Genomic DNA, 19,333 nt, shown 5'->3' on the forward strand with positions numbered 1-19,333 from the left:
CCGTCTTCCCCGGGCGCAGCGGCGCTGGGCCGTTCCGTCAGCCGGACGCGTTCCAGAGTCCCGCCAGGTCCCGGTAGAGCGGGGAGTCGCGCAGCAGGGAGTCGTGCGTGCCGAACGCCGTGCCCGTGCCGTCGAGGACGAGGATTCGATCGGCCCGCAACGCGGACGACAGCCGGTGCGCGACGACGATCAGCGTCGTGTTCGGCCGGGCCGCCAGCGCCTCCTCCGCCTGTGCCTCGGCGGCCGGGTCCAGGTGGCAGGTCGACTCGTCCAGGATGAGCAGCGGCGCCGGTGACACGTAGGCCCGGACCAGACACAGCGCCTGGCGCTCGCCGGCGGAGAGCGTCCCGGGATCGACGTCGCCGTCCAGGCCGCCGAGGCGGTCCACCAGCGGTTCGAGGTGCAGCGCCGCCGCCGCTCGGGCGATGCGGTCGTCCTCGGCACCGGGCTCCAGTTGGGCGAGGTTCTCCCGGACGGATCCGGCGAAGACGTAGCCCTGCTGCGGGAGGAGGACCCGCATCCGGGCCAGCTCGCGGGGGGACCGTCCGGCGACCGGCCGGCCCGCCAGCCGTACGGCACCCTCGTCGGGCGCGTGCAGGCCGGACAGCACGTGCGCCAGCGTCGACTTGCCGATCCCGCTCGGCCCCACGACCGCGATGCGCTCCCCGGCCTCGACCGTGAGTCCGAACCCCTCCACCAAGGGGGGCGTTCCGGCTCCGTAGGACATCCGCACACCGCGGCACCACACCGCCGGTGCCAACCCCTGGGCGGGCCGGACGGGCGGCCCGCTGTCACCGGACTCGGCGCGGCCGGGCTCTTCCTCGTCGGCGCCGCCCTCCTCCGCGGACACGAACCGGTCGAGGACCACCACGAGGCGGCTGCCCGCGGACCCCACAGCGGTCATCAGCGCCTGGAGTGCCGGCAGCAGGGACTGCACGAGGTAGGCCAGGGCGCCCATGAGCGCTCCCGTGGTGACGCCCCGGTCGCTCAGCCACGGCGTCGCGACGAGCAGTAGGACGATGGGGAGCTGCCCCGCCACGCCGAGCGCCAGCGTCCTCGCGGCCGTCCACCGGGCCAGGGACCGCGTCGATGCGGCGGCCTCGTCGATCAGACCTCGGCTCGCATCGACCGCGGTGCCCGCGATCCCGCAGGCCGCCAGGTCGCGCAGCCGACCGCGCAGGACTCCCGCACGGTCGGCGAACGCCTCGTCGGCGTCGAGGAACCGGCGTTGCGCCGCGGCCATGGGAGCGAGCGTGAGCAGGAAGAGCACCAGTCCGAGCAGCATGGGCGGCACCACGACCACCAGCAGCTCGGGGGCCAGGGTGAACATCCCCGCGAGCGCTCCCACGGCGGTGAACAGGAAGGAGCGCACGGTCAGGACCAGCCCCGCGAAACTGTCCCGGGCGATCTCCGTCTGCTGGGTGAGCCGCGACACCGCCGCCCGTTCGACCCGCGCCGCCCGTGCCGGGTCGGCTACGGCCCGGCGCAGCGCCCCTCCGACCGCGCGGCGGACCAACCCGTCCCGCAGCGGTTCCACCAGCCCGGAGAGCTGGGCGAACACACCGCGCAGCACGGGGCCGACGAGGAGGATCGAGGCCGCTGCGACGGCCAGCCACGCCAGACCGGCGGCGGGCTTTTCCGCCAGGAACCCCTCATCCAGGGCACGGGCCAGGCAGATCCCGAGGAGGAAGGTCTGCCCGGACTCCATCAGCGAGCAGGCGCCCAGTAGCAGCAGCGGCCGCCGGTGGCGCCACAGGAAGGGCCGGGCGTGCGGCATCAGCCCGCGCAGCATGCCGCGACTGGGGCCGTGCCGCTGCTGCGCGGCTGCCCTGCTGTCGCGCGGGCCGTCGCGTCCGGACCGCGGCGGGCACGGGGTGGCCGATCCGATCTCGGCGGCCGCGTCCGGCGCCGTCTGGGGCCTCACCGGTTCCCACCGCCGCCGGAGGCGTCGGCGTGGCCGAAGACCGCGCGGTAGTCGGGGTCCTGCCAGAGTTCGGCGTGGCCGCGGACAGCCCGGAGGCGGCCGCCGTCCAGCCACACCACCGCGTCCGCGCGCGCCGCCGTGGAGAGGCGGTGCGCGATGACGACTCGGGTGCCGGGGCGGATCTCGCGGGCCAGCGCCCGGTCCACCTGCCGTTCCGTCGCCGTGTCGAGACTGGAGGTGGCGTCGTCCAGGATCATCAGTCGCCCCGCATGGGCGAACGCCCGCGCCAACCCCAGCCGTTGGAGTTCTCCGCCGGAGAGCGGCACCTCCTCCAGCGGTGTGGCGTAGCCCTGCGGAAGCACCCGGACGAAGTCGTCGGCTCCGGCGGCCCGGGCGGCCGACCGTACTCGTTCGCGCGGAGCGGTCTCGGCTCCCGCAGCGATCGCCTCCTCGACGGTGGCGCCCTGGAGCGAGGGCCGCTCGAACGCGTACCCGACCTCGGTGCGGAGCACGTCGGCCGCCACGGTGCCGAGGGGCACGCCGTCCAGGAGCACCTCCCCCTCGTCGGGGTCGGTGAGCCGCCCGGCGACGGCCCCCAGCGTCGACTTGCCGGAGCCGGAGCGCCCGACCACGGCCACCGTCCGACCGCCGGGCACGTGCAGGTCGACGCCGCGCAGCGCCCACTCGCCGTCGCGGCTCACACCCACGCCGCGCAGCTCCAGCGTCCCCGGTCCGCCGGGAGGGAGGCCCCGCTGCCCGTGGGCCAGCGGGGGAACCGCCAGGAGCGCGTCGACGCGGCGCGCCGCCGCCCGGCCGTGGACCAGCGCTCCGAGCGGACCGGCGACCGAGCCGAGCCCGGCCGCCAGCGAGGCGTACCGGGAAACCGCCAGCAGGTCGCCGACACTGATCCTCCCGTCCGCCAGAGCGAGCCCGCCGACCGCGAGCACGGCGGTGATGAGCAGGGGCATGAGTACTCCGCTGCGCGCCATCGCGGAACCTTGCACCGACCACATGCGCCGGCCCTCTGCGCCGAGCTCCTCCAACGGACGCAGGATACGGGCGCGCTCCTCGTCCACCGTGCCGGCGGCGGCGATGGCGCGCGCGCCGCCAAGGGCGTCCGTCAGCCGCGTCGCCATCACCGACTGCACCCGCTGGTACCGGGAGACACTGTCGGAGGAGTGGCGGGCGAAGGAGCGCAGCAGCAGGCCCAGAACGGGGAGCCCCAGAACGAAGGCCAGCCCCGTCCACAGGTCGATCACGAACAGCGCGACCAGGGCTCCGGTGGGCGCGAGGACCGCCGCGACGATCCGGGCGGCACCGGCCGGGGCGGCACCGGCCTCGGTGGCGTGTGTCGAGAGCCGGGTCGCCGCGTCGCCGGGCGAGAAACGGCTCACGCCGTGGGGCGCCGCGGCCGCCAGCCGCCCAAGGCCCCGCAGCCGCAGCCAGGCGGTGGACCGTGCGCCGACCGTACCCGCCAGCAGGGCGACGGCCGCGTTCAGCACGACCTCGGCGATGGTCAGGGCCACGGCCGCCGCCAATGCGCGTCCGGCGTCCGGGTGGCCCTGCAGGAGCAGGTCGAGGGTACGGCCGAGCACGGCGGGCAGGGCGACCGAGACGGCCGCCGCCCCGGCGGCGCACAGCAGGATGCCCGCGGTGCGTCCGGCGCTCGCCCGGGTCATGCGGGCGAGCAGGGCGTCTGCGGATCGTGCGGCGCCCTTGTCACTCGCGCCGTCGCGCGGTCGGGTGGACGCCATCCGGTCGCCTTCCTGCACGGCTCGTGGCGGGGTCCGGCGACGCCCGGGGGCGCCGCCGGACCGAACTGAGGGCCCGCCGACCGGTCCCGACGCCGCGGGGCCGGGTGGCCGGCCCCGCGGCCCGGTCGCGCCGCGCTATCCGCGGCGCGCCATCAGTTGCAGGTGGTGAGGCTCAGGCTGCTGTCGCCGCACAGCAGAAGGCTGGCTTCGCTGCCGGCGGAAACCTCGCCGTGCGCCTCGGTGGTGGTCTCCAGGGACTGCAGGTCGAGGAGAGACATGGTGCTATCCTTTCTTTCGATAATTTTCTAGTGGTTATTCATTTGTTCCGGACCATGGCAGTGGCCGGTTCTGGGTCCGCCGCAGCGGAGGAAGGAAGGGCAGCCGGGCGGGTTGTTCGCTCTGCGCCGCAGCAAGCGCGAGCAGACATCCCGCGGTGCCCGTGGAAAGGTCCATTGAGAGCCGCATCAGCTGCTCTCCCGGGAAGGCCAATTCATCCTGGTAGCGCATTGCGTACCGGGACAGGGCGTCGATCTGGCGATGCACCGCATCGGGCCCGGTGCCGGGCCCGGGGGCCGTCGTCCGGCTGAGGTACACGACCATGCCCGCCAGTCCGCGGAAGAGGCCGGGCTGGGCGTAGAACCCGGCCCGTGCGGCATCGACGATCTCCGGCCGGGCCCGCTCGAACGCCTCGTCGTGGCGGTGCTCCAGGTAGTCGTCGAGCACGATCCCCACCCCGACGCTGCCCGCTCCGAGGTAGGGCAAGGTCCGCCACCCCTCGTCCACTTGCAGCGTGCCGAAGGCGCTGGTGGCGCAGCGGTCGAGGTCGGCCCGCAGGGCACGCTCGGCCAGGTCGAGCAACGCGGTGTCTCCGCTCCGCTCGTACAGGCGCAGGCAGAGCAGGGCCACGCCCGCGCCACCGTGGAGCAGGCCGGCGCGGCGCCGCTCGGGCGAGGCGTCGAGGAACCGGTGCGCGGCCGACTCCGCGCAGCGCAGCGCAGCCGAGCGCAGCTCCGCTTCCCGGGTGTCGGCGGCCAGAGAGTCCAGGGCCAGCCCGATCCCGGCCGTCCCGCTGTGCAGTCCGGGGCCGAGCCCTTCCCACGGCTGCGCGAGGACCAGTTCGGCCAACTCCAGGGAGCGCTCGCGGTGGTCGAGGCGGTTCAGCGTCCAGGACAGGCCGGCGAGTCCGTCGAAGAAACCCAGAGGCGTCCCCGACTCGGGCTCCTTGCTGTGCCGCAGCAGCCACTCCTCGGCGCCGGGGCACCGGGGGGCGCCGCTCTCGGCGAGGGCGTATAGCACCCCGGCCGCTCCGTAGCCGAAGGAGAGGCCGCCGCCCGCTGTGGCGAACTGGGCGATATCGCCGGGAAAGTAGCGGTCGTCCCGTTCGGGGGTGGCTGAGGCGAGGATGGCGCGGGCCATCGAGTCGCGGCAGCGCGGCCAGTCCCCCGGGTCGACCGGCCGGTATGGATCGCGCTCGCCGGCTTCCGGGAGCGCTCCCAATTCGACCCCACCCGGCGCACCGTCCACATCCCGCAGGATCTCCGCAACGCCGAGTTCCAGGAACTCCCGGGCCTCGGGGAACACACGCGCAGCCTCCTCGGCCAAGTGTGCGGCCTTGGCCCGGTCCACGGCGAACAGGCTGGTCAAGGGCAGGAAGAGCGCGATACGCAGGCAGGCCAGTGCGTAGTGGTCCACATCGAATCCGCGGCGCCCGGGCGGGGCGACGAAGCCCGGGTTGGCGACCGTCTGGCGGCCGCCCTCCTCGACATACCGGGCGGCCTCGAAGTCAAGCAGCACCACGGAGGACTCGTCCTCGGAGACCATGATGTTGAACAGGTGCAGGTCGTTGAAGACGACGCCGCGCGCGTGCACATCCCCGACGGCCGCCGCCACGAGGCCGTGCAGGCGCATCGCCCACCGGGCGTACTCCCTCAGCTTCTCCGGTGCGGGGTCGGCCTCGATCAGCGGGTGGCGGTGGGCGAAGAAGGAGTTCAACGGCTTGCCGCGGACGTACTCCAGCACCAGGAAGCGGTGCTCACCGAGGGTGAAAGCGTCCTTGGCCTCGGGAATGCACGGCAGCCCGGACAGCCGCTCCAGGACGTTTCGCTCCTGCTCCAGGCGGCGTATGGCGTCGGCGCCGTCGGCGGCCAGGCCGGCATGCGGACGGGCCTCCTTGAGCACTACGGGCTCGTCGGTGCGCCGATCCCGGCCGGCGTAAACCCCGCCCCCGTTGGAGAAGTGCAGGGCGCGCTCGATGTCGTACGGGAGTCCGGTGACGTCCACGGCCGACCGCGCCTCAAGGTGCGGACGGAGGAAGTCGGGGACGGCCAGCCACTCCGGCACCCGGAAGGCCGGGCCGCGCCTGTCGGGCACGAGGACGCCGTCGGCGTTCTCCAGCGCGGGCACCGGCTCGCCGTGCTCGTCGTAGCAGTGCCGCCTGGTGAAGCTGCCGTAGCGCAGGTGGAGCGGGCCCGCGTTCCAGCGCACGTCGCTAAGGATGTAAGGCCCGGGTTCGCCGCCCACGAGCGCGTCCAGACCCGCGGCGATCGAGGCGCACTCGTCCGCGGCCGGGTAGACGGTGATGAACTTCCCGCTGCTTCCGCGGTCGGCGTACTTGGCGTTCCGGTTGTGCAGCAGGTACGGGGTGGGGACGAACTTGAAGGAGACACCGCGCGCCACGCAGTAGTCCCAGACGCGGGCGAGGATCGATTCCGCATTGTCCAGGCAGGCGGAGACGTGGATCTTCCAGCCCTGGTCCGGCAAGTGGTTCTCGACGGGCCGCAGTGCCAGCCAGTCGCCGGCGCGGTGGCTCTGCCACCCTTCGGGCACCGGCCGCCCAGCCGGCTCGAAAACACCGTCGCCTTCGCCGACCGTACCGGAGGCTCCGGAGTCCGACCGAAGGCGGTGAGGCGTGTCGTAGAAATAGCGGTCGGCGTCGCAGAACACGCCGTACCCCTTGATCATACGAACTCCCTCGCGGTCGTCTCGGTTAGCGACATTCCAGAGACTGACATAGCGGTCGCGCCGTGGTCCACACCCTTGCACGCATTTTTCGGGAAACCGCCGGACAACGGCGAGATCAACTTTTGCGGGACGCGCTAGTGCACTTTGTGGCACCCTCCGCGTCCATTCACCGCTGCAGCCAGGTATTTCAGAGTCGCACTCCGTTCAGGTGCACATGCAAACGGCCCCCCTCGCCCTTCATGACCGACTACACGGAAAACCTTATCCGGCCCAGCGCAGAACGCCGGCCCGATTGGCACGAAGCAGCTGACCTGGTGTTTTGCTCTGCTTGCTTTGTCAGCGAATGGCCGCTTTAGGAGGGTTGAGAGGTCTGTCGAGATTTTTCGCCACGAAAGTCGGGACGAACAACGGCAAGCGGTTGGACGACCGGCAGCTCCTCGGAGAAATGCCGATGACAAACCGCTGACCTCGAAAGAACGGAGTCCTGCTGCCGCGCGGCCCCTCAGGGCGGCGGAGCGGCAGCGCTGGGAGCGCTTGACGGATCAGCGACTGGAGGAACACACTTTCACAGAGGCGCCCGGTTCGGTTCGGCGCACGAACGGGCGATACTTCCCGGTTGATACGGGACCGATCCTTCACCCCGAGTTCGAGTGCGCTTCTCTGCGCGGCCGTGACAATTCCTTGACCACTTCAGTCGCACCGGGGGCTAAGAGGTCGTGCAGATAGGTGGGTTTCAGGGACGCCGTTGCGGTCGGTCCCTCCATCGGTGAGAGCTCCACGCTTTGCGGATCAGGCGACGGACGGTGATGATCGTGTCGGCCAGATCGAAGAAGGCGTGAATGACCCGTTCGCGGCGCTCATAGCAGCGCTGAAGCAAGTTGAAGGTGTTGTGCCAGGCGTTGGTGTGTCAAGGTCGATGGCAGGGGTGTGTTTCAACGGCGGCACCTGGTCGATCTCGACCACGGAGCGCAGCCGGGGCGGCAGCGTTTCGAAGAATTACAAGTACAACCTGACGCACTACGGGACCGACCCCTTCTACAAGAGTACGACCAGGGTGAATTACCGGTCGGGGCAGACGACGACGTCGCGGTGGTCGCGCGGGAGAGGTTACAGCGTCAACACCTACAGCACCTATGGTCGCGGCGGCGGCGGCGGTGGATCATCGGCTAAGCCGGCGGTGGATCCCTACGCCAACAACTCCCACGAGTGTGGCAGTAGGTGGCCAGAGTTCGCAGACTGCTCCTTATACTCCCTATCCGGGAAGCTATGCTAACACAACTCTGGTCTAGCCTGACATAGAACAGCATTGGCGGCGATGGCATATTTAAGATTGACGTTGATTTGAAATTCCCTGAAAAAATTAGACATGAGTTATAGCTAATGAAGTCCGAGTTTCGTGTAGAACCCGCCGGAGTTGGAACTCTAATATGGAGGCCGGCGAGCCCTATGCTGCTTCTTGGTGGCGCATTCATTCTGTCAGCGATCGTGCTAAACGGCCCAATAACAGGCCCCGCTGCAATTGCCGCAGCTTTTGCGGTAACGGGATTTGCGCGGTCGGTGTTGTGGGTGTTGATGTACAGAAAAAACGCATTCCTCTTGAATGGCGCCGGCGTCTGGCTGCAGTCTGCCTCCGGGGAGAGGGAATTCCCTCTTGAGGAGATATCTGGAATGCGGTTCTTAGTTCCGGCAAGTGGACCTGAATTTCGTCAGGGCGGGTTCCAGAAAATCGAAGTCGAATTGACTGGCAATGGGAAAATAAAGCACAAACTCGCCATATTCAAAAACGAATGCCAGGAAAAGAGTGACGAGTTGGATGAAATTGCCCCTCAATTGGGATTCGAGAGGTCGAATAAAACTTTTGCCGATGTTGGATTCTGGAGAAAATAGAAGTGTCGGTCGACGTTCGGGGTGCGTTGTCCTTCCGGGTTCGTCGATTTAAACTTATGGTCGGTCAATTCCTCGCCCACCCCGTAGTCGGCAGCCAAGGCATGACCGAGTGCGGCGGGCATGCGGGAACCCTTCTGCACTACGGCTTGCGCGGTCTTCAAACCGGAGGCCCGGCCGACCTGCGGGCCCAGGGCATGGAGCTCCACCACCGTTTCGGCGAAGTGTCAAGCCCCGGGATTTGTGGAGACTGGTTTAGTTGGTTTCTGCTGTCGCCAAGACCGGGTCGGTTTGGTCGTGTGATGCCGTGCTTGCCGCGGGGGCGGAGGCTTCGAGGGCGTGCTCCCCTGCGGTGCGGGCGGCCAGGCGGGCCAGGGTGTGCTGGGGTGCGTTGGCGGCCCATTGGCCGATGGCGGCGATGGAGCGGGCTCCGGCCACAACCGCGCACAGCCCGATGGTGACGATGCAGCTCAGCCGGTGGCGGATTTCGCGGGCGGCGCGGGGGTCGGCCGAGGGCGCGATCGGGGAGGCGAGAGCGGGGGCGGGCATGGAAGACTGCCTGTGCGGGGCGGTGACTTGTCATGTCTGTCCGCCCGTGTACAGGGGCTCTTCTGATGTCCTCAGGGCTTTCCGGTCATCGTCACAGGTCCGTGACCAGGAGCATCCCCGCTCTCACTCTCACCCGACTTTGCGTTGCCCGTGGGTTGGCAAGGGCTCAGTATCGACTATCTGCAGCTGCCGTAGCAGTCAGCGGACCTTCGGGTATATCTCCAGGAGTTTGAACGTGACCTCCTTTCCGACCAGTTCTCGGGTGGAGCTGTCGAGCGGCTGAAGGGAGGTACCGGCCTGGTCAGCCACCTCATGTAGGCGGCTGGCGTCGCCGAGGCTGTTGAACGTGACGAATGCCCTGCCGCCCGGAGCCAGCCAGGAGTGCGCACCGCGAAGATAGCGCTGCAGCGCTGAATAGCCTCGGTCGAAGATGGCCCGTTCGACGTCCCGCGTGAACTCAAACTCCTGCGGCGCCTCGAGGACGCTGCAGTTCCAAAAGACGGTATCGTATCGCTCGTCCTTGTCGAGGTCGGAAAAGACATCGCTGCGGAAAGCGTGGACGCGGTCCTCCACACCGTGCCGCACAATGTTGCGGGCAGCGCTTTCCACCGCCGACGCCGTGATGTCCGTCGCGGTTACGTGCGCGCATCCGTGTTTCGCAGCCCAAACAGCGGTGACGCCCGCGCCGCAGCCGATTTCCAGGAATCGGCCGTTCTCCGGGTACGGGATGGCGTTTGTGTACCATTCCGTTCCCGTCCCCGGGCGCGGAGCATACGTGCCGGGAAGGAGTTCCCACGTCATTCCCAGCAGGTCGAAGGTGGATGGGCCGTCCGTGGCGCCGAGCTTATCGGCGAGCTCACGACCAAGGCGATAACGCTCTTCTGCCGCAGTAGAATTCTGCATCTTTCCTCTCATGCGTTCTCGGTGTTATATGGCTTTGTCATATAACGACATAAGTGGGCATTGAAAGAAGTGAAGGAAATCTCAGTCGGAATCCAGACTGGCATTCGTGCGCCCGCGTGTCCACGGGGCGGCTTGGAATGTGTCAGGTTGAATGGGGGCGGGAATAAGTGATGGTCGGGCCGCTTCGCGCGGTTCGGGGATCCGATGCGCGGCGGGTGCGGCCCCCAGCCCGTGTGGCTCGTAGATCCACGCCGCCTCGGGCCATGGGCGACGCAAAACGGGGTAAGGACGATGGAGTTTCCGGTTCCACCGAGGGATGACGGGCGCAGGAGCCCTGCCGGGACAGCAGAAGAGTCACTGCCTGAGAAGACACCGCCCCGTACAGAAGCCCTTACGGCGGCGCCGTCCTGGCCGTGGAGGCAAGGCGCTGCGCGTCTCCGCCCTGGACCAGACGGACCCGGCCCATCCACCGGCCGAGTGCTGCTGAGGCTGCCGGAGGCCAAGGCGCCCGTCGACCGAATCGTCGACAAACTCAACCTGAACAATATAGGGGGCTCAAGTGGGATAATCGACGGTTTCGCTCGGGTAACTATGGGGTGCGCTGGAAAGACCATTGAGTTCCGGAACAGAGGCCCGCATGCTGTCCGAAAGTGGACAACTGTAAAACGCCGCGGCCGCGGCAGGGAGTTATAAGGTGACTCGAGGCGGCCCGCCCTGCGGCGCCGATCGTTCACCGCCGAGGGAATGAGAACGCAGCAGTGATCCGGGTGGTCCTAGCCGAGGACATGCACATGGTGCGGGGAGCGCTCGTCTCTCTACTTCAACTGGAAGACGACATCGAGGTCGTCGCCGAGCTCGTTTCCGGGGACGAGATCCTCTCGGCGGCCCAGGAGCACGGCCCGGACGTCGCCATCATCGACGTGGACCTGCCCGGAAAGGACGGCCTGACCGCTGCCGCGGAGATCCACGAGAAGGTGCCGGACACCCGCACGCTCATCCTGACCAACCTGGGCCACCCCGGTACCGTGCGCCGGGCGCTGGCCGCCAAAGTCGGAGGATTCCTGGTCAAGGACGCCCCGTCCAAGGAGCTGGCCGAGGCGGTACGCGGTGTGCACGCCGGCCGCCGGGTGGTCGACGGCCAGCTCGCGATGGCCGCCTTCGAAAGCGTGGAGTGTCCGCTTACCCCGCGCGAGGTGGAGGTACTGCGGCTGGCGGCCGACGGCCTGGACGTCACGGACATCGCCGACCTCCTGTTCCTGACCGCCGGAACCGTACGCAACTACCTCACGTCCGTCACCACCAAGACCAACGCCCGCAACCGGGTGGACGCCATCCGGATCGCACGCGAGCACGAGTGGATCTGAGGGGTCGGCAGCTCCTCGTGCGCTAGCCGTCCACGCCCTCCCTCGTCCGTCCCGCGCCGAACGGCACCCGTTCTGACACCTCGTCCGATGCGGGAGTGTCACCTGGGCAGACGCCGATGAGGCTCGGGTCCGCGGAGACCAGGTCCATATTCCCCCAGATCATCGGTCAGCCCTCCTCGACGCCGACCGGTGGGTGGCCCGCCGGGAGGCGGACCGCCTCGAAGCCCCGCTCTTCGGCGACCTGTTCGGTCAGGAGGCGCAGCGCGTCGGCCGACGCCTCGTCGCTGGGGGTGTAGACCTCGAGCCGGTGGTCCGGGCTGTCGGGTTGCAGCCAGACCTGGTAGTCCACGCTGAGCTCGCCGACGGTGGGGTGGCGCAGGTCCATGCGGCCCACCGTGCAGTCGGTGACGCCGCCCTCGGCCCAGAGCGCGGCGAAGTCGCCGCTGCGCATGGCGAGTTCACCGATCAGCTCGGCCAGCCGCGCGTCGGTGGGGTAGCGGCCCGCGGTCAGCCGCAGGTAGCCCGCGTGCACCCGGGCCAGTTCCGCCCAGTTGCTGTGCAGGTCGCGGGTGAGCGGGTCCAGGAAGAACATCCGCGGCACGGACGGGCGCTTCTCCGGGTCCCCGGGGCTCGCGAAGTCGATGTGCTCGCCCACGAGCGCGTGCCCGCTGCGATTCCAGGCGAGCACGTCACCGCGGCGCCCCAGGACCACGGCTGGAGTGAACTCTCCCAGCGACTCCAGCAGCGCCAGCACCCGCTGGTGCGGCTGCTCGGTTTCGGGGCGGGACAGCCCCGGCACCGTCGGGCCGTCGGCGAGGTTGTGCAGGTGGAGCCGCTCGGCCGGATCCAGCTGCAGCACTCGGGCCAGGGCGTCGAGCACCTGCTGAGAGGCGGTCTGAGCCTGGTCCTGTTCCAGGCGGGTGTAGTAGCCCGCACTGACACCGGCCAAGTGGGCCAGCTCTTCGCGCCGCAGACCCGGCACGCGGCGGGCGGTTCCGTACGTTCGCAGTCCGACATCGGCGGGGGTGACCCGATCCCGGCGTGACTTGAGGAACACGCCCAGCGTTTCCAGCTCCATGACCGCGACCCTACCCCGCGGTCCCGCCACCGTGGGTATCCCTCTCGGGGGTACCCACAGCTGTGGGCTGGTTGGCCTGTGGGCGCTGCACCACCGTGGGGGACATGAACCCGCGAGACGCATCCCCAGAAGTGCAACGATCACCCGGCATCAAGGCGTGGCTCGGCCTCACCGTCATTCTCGGCCCGGTTCTCCTGGTCGCTATGGACGGGTCCATCCTGTTCCTGGCGATGCCCAGGATCACCGACGCCCTGGCGCCGACCGCCGACCAGTCATTGTGGATCCTCGACATCTACGGTTTCGCAGTCGGTTCGCTTCTGGTGGCCTTCGGCAATATCGGCGACCGCTACGGTCGGCTCAAGCTCTTGCTGATCGGGACCCTGCTCTTCGGACTCGCTTCGGCCGGAGCGGCGATGTCGCCTAACGCCGAGATGCTGATCGCTTTCCGGGCGTTGATGGGTATGGCAGGCGCCACGCTGCTGCCGTCGGCCCTGGCCGTGCTCAGTGAACTGTTCACCGACCCGCGCCGGCGCGCCCAGGCGATCGGGATCTTCGCCTCGGCCTTCGCCGCGGGTTTCGCCATCGGCCCGATCGTCGGCGGGCAGCTGCTCAGCTACTTCTGGTGGGGATCGGTCTTCCTGGTCAACATCCCGGTGATCGTGCTGTTCCTGATCTTCGCCCCGATCCTGCTGGGCGAAGTGAAGGTGACCCGCCCAGGCCGCGTCGACGTCCTGAGCGTCGTGCTTTCCGCGGTGGGCCTGCTGCTGGCCATCTACGCGGTCAAGAACCTGGCTGCCGAGGGCATGTCGGTTTTCTCGGCCGCCGCGGGCATCGTCGGCCTGGTGATCCTGGTGGCCTTCGCCCGCCGCCAGCGCCACCTGGAGTACCCGCTGATCGACTTCGGACTCTTCCGCGACCGGGTGTTCACCATCGCGATCATCACCGGTCTGCTGCCTTTGGCAGCCTGGTCGGCCACCGCTTACCTGTCGGGCGTGTACCTGCAGACGGTGCTGGAGATGACGGTCTTCCAGGCAGCCATGCTCGCCGTTCCCGGCGCCCTGGTGCTCACCGCCACCTGCATCGTCACCCCGATGGTCGTCGGGCGCATCGGAACCCGGGCCGCCCTGATCACCTGCCACTTCGCGATCACCGCCGGTCTGTTGCTGTTCCTGATGACCGGCGTCACGAGCGGTGCGGGCTGGTACGTGGGCGCCATGATCGTGGCCGGGCTCGGCTACGGAATCTCCTTCGCCGTGGTGGCCGACGTGGCCGTGGCCGCCGTGTCCACCGAGCGGGCCGGATCGGCGGCCGCGATGGCCGAGACCTCCAACGAGATCGGCAACGCCCTGGGTATCGCTCTGCTGGGTTCCCTGGCCGCGTTGATCTTCAGAATCATGGGCCCGGATCTGGCTCCCACGCTGAACGAGACGGCGGAGTTGCCCGGCCTGGGGTCGGCGGCGCTTTCCGAGGCCAAGTCCGCCTTCGTCACCGGCCTGCACGCGGTGGTGATCGTGGCCGCTTCGGTGCACGCTGGGTTGGGGGTGCTTGCGCTGCGGTGGCTGCCCAAGACCGATCCCCAAGCGCCGGAGGAGGGTGAAGGGACAGCCGACGCGGGGCCGGTGGCCCCGAAGACCGAAGAGGTCGGAACCGCCTGATCGATGATTCCGACGCCGCCTGCGGGGGGCCTTCCCGCAGGCGGCGATAGTCGTTTTTCGACTCAGGGCCCGGGATCGGAGCCGACCCGGGCCGATGGGCACCGCGGTGGTGCCGGACACGGCCAGCACGTAGCCCATCTCATGGGACTCCAGGCCGTGCGCAGCGGATCGGCGCCATAGCCCTCGCGCCGGTGGCCCGGCGTGAACAGTGCCCGGCCGCGCAGAACCGCTTGATCACCGTTTGCGCCAGGTGGGGATCGGTAGCGAATCCGCGGTCGGCGGGCAGGCCCGCCGCAGGCAGCGGTCGGGGTCCTCGGTCCAGGGGTGCGGCAGACAGTTGGTCATCGCCCAAGGGTGCCACCGCTCTGCGGCGGTGAACCCGGCGCTGGGGCTCGCGCGGGCCGATGCGCAGCGCGTTCCTGGTTATGGAGGTGCGCCCGGCCGCAGGTGGCCGGGCGCAGCGCGGCGCTGGGGCGCGCCGGCGCGCACCGGCCGGGACGCGGTGCTGCCGACCGAGACGCTGATCGCCGCGTGGCCGTTCCATGAGCCCGAGCCCGCCCGATACCGGCTCTCCAACCTGCCGGCGGATACGCCGCTGCGGTATCCGGTGCGTATGGCCTAGGACGGTCAACGGCTACTACAAGACCGAGCCGATCCGCGGCCCTTCCCGCGCCGAGAAGGGCCTCTGGAAGAGCGTCAAGGGCGTCGAGGCGGCGACTCTTGGCTGGGTCCACTGGCCAAACACCCAGCGCCTGCACGGTTACCTCGGTGACCTGCACCCGACCGAGTACGAGGCCCCCTACTACGCGGCCCAACGAACCGACCGACCCCTGGTCGGAATGACAAGGGCCGAGTCTTCATCGGACAGGGCGGTTCATCCCACATAAGTAGGCGTTACCGTCCGGATTCTGCCTGGTCGACACCCCGCGACAACGTGCGAGCGGGGAGCTGGACTTCATGCGCACCCTCCCTGCATAACGTCTAATCCGCCAGGCGGTGCGCGACGAACCTCCGTACGGCTCCGCTCCTTTCGGTAGCTCTTCGAACGAACCGCCTGCATTCGTGCGGACCTGACACATGGGCGTCCGGGCGATTGTCGGGCGCGCTTCCAGAAGGAATCATGGTTATTGGAACGACAGCCGCCCGGTAAAAACGGAAAGGCTGAACACCGCCCCATACTCCCGGGGTGAACGAGAAATCTCGACCTTAGTTCGACCTTTTTCGCTCCACAGGCCGTCTGTGCCGCGCACAACGGTTCGCGGAGGCGGTCACCTGGTTCATTGGCCGCCGATTTCGGTTCTGTCGGCGTCTGATTCTCCTACGTTACCTCAATCGCCGGCAAGGTGAATGTGAAAAATGTTGAGTGATATACGAACGCTCGCCGTCCGGCAGCAGCCCGATTGGCCCGATTCCGAGCAGGTCGAGCGCGTCGTGAGCGAACTGGCCGCCCGCCCCGCCCTCGTCGCCGCATCCGACGTGCTCCGCATGCGTACCCTGCTGGCCGCGGTCGCCCGCGGGCAGGCCCTCGTCCTACAGGCCGGGGACTGCGCCGAGGACCCCGCCGACTGCTTCTCAGGCGCCACCGTGCGCAAGGCCGGCCTGGTAGGCATGCTCAGCGGTGTCCTGCAGATGAACACTCACCTGCCGGTCGTCCGGGTGGGGCGGATGGCCGGACAGTTCGCCAAGCCCCGCTCCCGCCCCACCGAGACGGCCGGGGGCCGAGAGTTGGCCGTCTACCGCGGCCACATGGTCAACGCCCCAGAACCCGACCCCGCCCTGCGCCGCCCCGACCCGCAGCGCATCCTGAGTGGATACGAGGCCTCCGCCCAGGCCATGCGCGACCTGGGATGGTCGTCCACCCCTGCGGCCCACGCCGTAGCGCCGCTGTGGACCAGCCATGAGGCGCTGCTGCTGGACTACGAGGTGCCCATGGTGCGCCACCACAACGGAGACCCTGTACTCACTTCCAACCACTGGCCGTGGATCGGTGAGCGCACCCGCGGCCTCGACGGGGCGCACATGGCCCTGTTGTCGCAGGTGGTCAACCCCGTCGCCTCCAAGATCGGGCCGAACGCCACCGAAAACGAGGTGGTCGGGCTGTGCGAGCGGCTGGACCCCGGCCGCGAGCCCGGGCGGCTGACCCTCATCGCACGCATGGGGGCCGACGCGGTGGGCGAGCGCTTGCCGCGCCTGGTCGCCGCGGTGCGCGCGGCCGGCCACCCGGTCTCCTGGCTCACCGACCCGATGCACGGCAACACTGTCACCACCGATGAGGGGTTCAAGACGCGTCTCGTCACAACGGTTGTACGGGAGGTGCGGACCTTCGTGGAGGCCGTGCGCGAGGGCGGAGGCACGGCCGGCGGCCTGCACCTGGAGACCACCCCGGACGATGTCACCGAGTGCGCCGACCGAGGGGACCGGTTGGGCGCAGTGAGCGCCAAGTACACCAGCTTGTGCGACCCGAGGCTGAACCCCCGCCAGGCCATGGAGGTCGTGGAGGCATGGAAGGCCTGACCCGACGTCCCGCACTGCCGGACCGGCCCCGCGCCCGGTCGGCAGCAGGCCCAGGCCCCGTCCCTCGTCTCGATCCACTGGACCCACCACAGAGGAAGTGCCGTACCCATGCCCGGAATCCCCGAGATCGTCTCCTATCCGCTCCCCCGCGAAAGCGACCTGCCCGACAACACCGTCCCCTGGAGCATCGATCCCGACCGGGCGGTGCTGCTGGTGCACGACCTCCAGGAGTTCTTCCTACGCCCGCTGCCCGAGCAGATGCGCACCCCCATGGTCGCGGCCGCCGCCGCGCTGGGAGAGGCCGCCCGGGTCGGCGGCGCCCCCATCGCCTACACCGCCCAGCCCGGCGGCATGACCGCGCGCCAGCGCGGGCTGCTGCGCGACTTCTGGGGACCGGGTATGCGGGTATCGGCCCAGGACCGGCGCATCGTGCCCCAGGTGGCCCCCGCCGAGGGCGACTGGCTGCTGACCAAGTGGCGCTACAGTGCCTTCCACGCCACCGATCTGTTGGAACTGATGCGTCGGCACGGCCGCGATCAGCTGGTGCTCTGCGGGGTCTACGCCCACGTGGGCGTGCTGGCCACCGCGATCGAGTCCTTCAGCAACGACATCGAGACCTTCCTGGTCGCCGACGCCCTGGCCGACTTCTCCGCCGAGCACCACCGCATGGCGCTGCACTACGCGGCCGACCGCTGCGCCGCTGTGCTCACCACCGACGCCAGCACCGAGGCGCTGGTCGGCCCGGTGGCCCGGACTCGCTGATCGCCTATGGGCCGCGAGCACCGCATACATCACCTGGGGAGCGCTTTCATGCAAACCGATGACCTGTTCGAACGCATCCTGGCCGGAACGGGCCTGCCCGAGGGCGTCGCGCTGGTGCACCGCCCCGAGACCGGCGACCCGGACCTGATCGACGTCGTCGCTGGCCCCGTACACCAGTGCGAGCGGCTGGCCGATCTCTCCCTCCCCGACCCCGGTACCGAGCTGGGAGCCGGTGCGAGCGAGGAGCCCGGGAGCCACGGGGCAGGGCGGCACCGCCTGTTCGCGCTGCTGCCCTACCGCCAGATCACCGAACGCGGCTATGCCGCGCCCGACGACAGCACCCCCCTGGCCGCCATCACCGTACGCGAGCAGCAGCAGGTGCCGCTGGCCCGGGTCCTGCGCCGCCTGCCGGATGCCCCGATCGCCGTGCGCGACGTCGGGTTCGACACCACCGATCAGCAGTACGCGGCCCTGGTGCGCCGCCTCATCGACGAGGAGATCGGCCACGGCGACGGAGCCAACTTCGTCCTCAAACGCACCTATATCGCTGACATCACCGACTACACACCCCAAACGGCTCTGGCCTTGTTCTCCCGCCTGCTGCGCCGGGAGAGCGGCGCCTACTGGACCTTCCTGGCCCGCGTCCCCGGGCGCACCCTCATCGGCGCTTCTCCCGAGCGCCACATCAGCTTGCGTGGCGGCAAGGCGGTGATGAACCCTATCAGCGGCACCTACCGCTACCCGCCCCAGGGCCCGGACGTGGACTCCCTCCTGCACTTCCTGCAGGACTCCAAGGAGACCGACGAGCTCTACATGGTCCTGGACGAGGAACTGAAGATGATGTCGCGGATCAGCGCCGCCGGTGGCCGCGTCATCGGCCCGTTCCTCAAGCAGATGGCCCGCCTGGCCCACACCGAGTACTACATCGAGGGCGACAGCAGCAGTGACCCCCGCCGGATCCTGCACGAGACCCTGTACGCCCCCACCGTCACGGGCAGCCCTCTGGAGAGCGCCTGCCGCGTCATCCAGCGCTACGAACCCCAAGGCCGCGCCTACTACAGTGGCGCGGCCGCGCTCATCGGACATGACGCGGCCGGGCGGGCCGAGCTGGATTCGGCGATACTGATCCGCACCGCCGACATCGACGACACCGGGCGGGCGCGCATCGGCGCCGGGGCCACCGTCGTGCGCCACTCCGACCCCGAATCCGAGGCGGCCGAAACCCGCACCAAGGTCGCAGGGATATACAACGCGCTCACCGCCTCACCGGCGCGCGCGCTGGCCGACGACGTCCGGGTGCGCGCCGCCCTGCAGAGTCGCAACACCCACATCGCCGACTACTGGCTGGGCCGGCGCTCCGCCGTTGACGGGGGGCCCGGCCTGCGCGGAATGGACGCGCTGGTAGTCGACGCCGAGGACACCTTCACAGCGATGATGGCCGACCAGCTCTCCTCTCTGGGTCTGGCCGTGGACGTGCGCCGCTTCGACGAGGACCCCGCGTTGGAGGAGCGGGACCTGGTGGTCATGGGCCCCGGTCCCGGCGACCCTCTGCACACCGGGGACCCCAAGGTCGCCCGGCTGCGCGCACTCACCGCACGCTTGCTGGAGGAGCGGCGCCCGTTCCTGTCGGTGTGTCTGAGCCACCAGGTGCTGTGCGGCCTGGCTGGGTTGCCCCTCGCGCGCCGGGAGGAACCCAACCAGGGGATGCAGAGGAAGATCGACCTGTTCGGCACCCCCGAGAGGGTTGGCTTCTACAACGCCTTCTCCGCCCGCTGGCACGCCGACGAGGCCGTCGTGCCCGGTGTCGGCACTGCCGAGGTCTGCCGCGACCCGGTCACCGGTGAGGTGCACGCGCTGCGCGGGCCCGGATTCGCCTCGGCCCAATTCCACGCCGAGTCCGTCCTGACCGAGAACGGGCCGGCGATCCTGGCCCGCCTGATCGACAACGCCCTGCAGCACTGAGCCTTCACGGCTCCGCGCCGCGC

15 protein-coding genes and 2 pseudogenes are annotated in these 19,333 nt (G+C 69.4%); 8 read left to right on the forward strand and 9 right to left on the reverse strand.

Annotated elements, in window-relative coordinates; genetic code table 11:
* Nucleotides 1-37: 37 nt before the first annotated feature.
* From EKD16_RS17965 to EKD16_RS26210, 5 genes and pseudogenes are all read right to left on the reverse strand, one after another.
* Nucleotides 38-1,924 carry an ATP-binding cassette domain-containing protein gene (locus tag EKD16_RS17965; RefSeq protein WP_242677031.1) on the reverse strand — a complete coding sequence of 629 codons (1,887 nt, stop codon included), beginning with the start codon at nt 1,922-1,924 and terminating at the stop codon, nt 38-40.
* Nucleotides 1,921-3,678: an ABC transporter ATP-binding protein gene (locus EKD16_RS17970; RefSeq protein ID WP_131099444.1), complete on the reverse strand. Its 1,758-nt coding sequence runs from the start codon at nt 3,676-3,678 to the stop codon at nt 1,921-1,923. The genes EKD16_RS17965 and EKD16_RS17970 overlap by 4 nt, the downstream gene beginning before the upstream one ends.
* 152 nt (nt 3,679-3,830) lie before the next feature.
* On the reverse strand, nt 3,831-3,956 hold the full coding sequence (locus EKD16_RS17975; protein ID WP_131099445.1) for a SapB/AmfS family lanthipeptide: 126 nt from the start codon (nt 3,954-3,956) through the stop codon (nt 3,831-3,833).
* Nucleotides 3,957-3,990: 34 nt separating this feature from the next.
* The gene (gene lanKC, locus EKD16_RS17980; RefSeq protein ID WP_131099446.1) at nt 3,991-6,639 is read right to left on the reverse strand and encodes a class III lanthionine synthetase LanKC; all 2,649 of its coding nucleotides are present in this window, start codon (nt 6,637-6,639) and stop codon (nt 3,991-3,993) included.
* Between the two features lie 733 nt (nt 6,640-7,372).
* A pseudogene (locus EKD16_RS26210) lies at nt 7,373-7,543 on the reverse strand (IS5/IS1182 family transposase); the annotation flags it as partial.
* A 542-nt stretch (nt 7,544-8,085) separates the two neighbouring features.
* Between EKD16_RS26210 and EKD16_RS17990 the strand changes: the two are divergent.
* Nucleotides 8,086-8,526, forward strand: a complete 441-nt coding sequence (locus EKD16_RS17990; RefSeq protein WP_131099447.1) for a hypothetical protein — start codon at nt 8,086-8,088, stop codon at nt 8,524-8,526.
* A 252-nt stretch (nt 8,527-8,778) separates the two neighbouring features.
* Here EKD16_RS17990 and EKD16_RS17995 read toward each other — a convergent pair whose 3' ends face one another.
* Both EKD16_RS17995 and EKD16_RS18000 read right to left on the reverse strand, forming a co-directional pair.
* On the reverse strand, nt 8,779-9,072 hold the full coding sequence (locus tag EKD16_RS17995) for a transposase family protein (protein WP_131099448.1): 294 nt from the start codon (nt 9,070-9,072) through the stop codon (nt 8,779-8,781).
* 198 nt (nt 9,073-9,270) lie between these two features.
* Nucleotides 9,271-9,975 (reverse strand): methyltransferase, encoded by a 705-nt coding sequence (locus EKD16_RS18000; RefSeq protein WP_165498600.1) that lies wholly within the window; start codon nt 9,973-9,975, stop codon nt 9,271-9,273.
* A 758-nt stretch (nt 9,976-10,733) separates the two neighbouring features.
* Between EKD16_RS18000 and EKD16_RS18005 the strand changes: the two genes are divergently transcribed.
* Nucleotides 10,734-11,339 carry a response regulator transcription factor gene (locus tag EKD16_RS18005; protein ID WP_131099450.1) on the forward strand — a complete coding sequence of 202 codons (606 nt, stop codon included), beginning with the start codon at nt 10,734-10,736 and terminating at the stop codon, nt 11,337-11,339.
* A gap of 22 nt (nt 11,340-11,361) precedes the next feature.
* On the opposite strand, the gene EKD16_RS25855 is transcribed toward EKD16_RS18005, so the two are convergent.
* Together EKD16_RS25855 and EKD16_RS18010 are read right to left on the reverse strand one after the other, a co-directional pair.
* Nucleotides 11,362-11,502: a hypothetical protein gene (locus tag EKD16_RS25855; protein ID WP_207391338.1), complete on the reverse strand. Its 141-nt coding sequence runs from the start codon at nt 11,500-11,502 to the stop codon at nt 11,362-11,364.
* A 3-nt stretch (nt 11,503-11,505) separates the two neighbouring features.
* Nucleotides 11,506-12,417 carry a helix-turn-helix domain-containing protein gene (locus EKD16_RS18010; protein ID WP_131099451.1) on the reverse strand — a complete coding sequence of 304 codons (912 nt, stop codon included), beginning with the start codon at nt 12,415-12,417 and terminating at the stop codon, nt 11,506-11,508.
* A gap of 131 nt (nt 12,418-12,548) precedes the next feature.
* Here EKD16_RS18010 and EKD16_RS18015 point away from each other — a divergent pair, with 131 nt between their 5' ends.
* From EKD16_RS18015 to EKD16_RS18035, 6 genes and pseudogenes are all read left to right on the forward strand, one after another.
* Nucleotides 12,549-14,072 carry an MFS transporter gene (locus tag EKD16_RS18015; protein ID WP_242677032.1) on the forward strand — a complete coding sequence of 508 codons (1,524 nt, stop codon included), beginning with the start codon at nt 12,549-12,551 and terminating at the stop codon, nt 14,070-14,072.
* A 373-nt stretch (nt 14,073-14,445) separates the two neighbouring features.
* Nucleotides 14,446-14,694, forward strand: a complete 249-nt coding sequence (locus EKD16_RS18020; protein WP_131099453.1) for a hypothetical protein — start codon at nt 14,446-14,448, stop codon at nt 14,692-14,694.
* Nucleotide 14,695: 1 nt separating this feature from the next.
* Nucleotides 14,696-14,959: pseudogene (locus tag EKD16_RS26215) on the forward strand (hypothetical protein); the annotation flags it as partial.
* A 469-nt stretch (nt 14,960-15,428) separates the two neighbouring features.
* Nucleotides 15,429-16,586 (forward strand): 3-deoxy-7-phosphoheptulonate synthase, encoded by a 1,158-nt coding sequence (locus EKD16_RS18025; protein ID WP_131099454.1) that lies wholly within the window; start codon nt 15,429-15,431, stop codon nt 16,584-16,586.
* A 108-nt stretch (nt 16,587-16,694) separates the two neighbouring features.
* The gene (locus tag EKD16_RS18030) at nt 16,695-17,348 is read left to right on the forward strand and encodes an isochorismatase family protein (RefSeq protein WP_131099455.1); all 654 of its coding nucleotides are present in this window, start codon (nt 16,695-16,697) and stop codon (nt 17,346-17,348) included.
* Between the two features lie 48 nt (nt 17,349-17,396).
* Nucleotides 17,397-19,310: an anthranilate synthase family protein gene (locus EKD16_RS18035; RefSeq protein ID WP_131099456.1), complete on the forward strand. Its 1,914-nt coding sequence runs from the start codon at nt 17,397-17,399 to the stop codon at nt 19,308-19,310.
* The last annotated feature ends 23 nt before the right edge of the window (nt 19,311-19,333 follow it).

Source organism: Streptomonospora litoralis (assembly GCF_004323735.1).
Classification (GTDB): Bacteria; Actinomycetota; Actinomycetes; order Streptosporangiales; family Streptosporangiaceae; genus Streptomonospora; species Streptomonospora litoralis.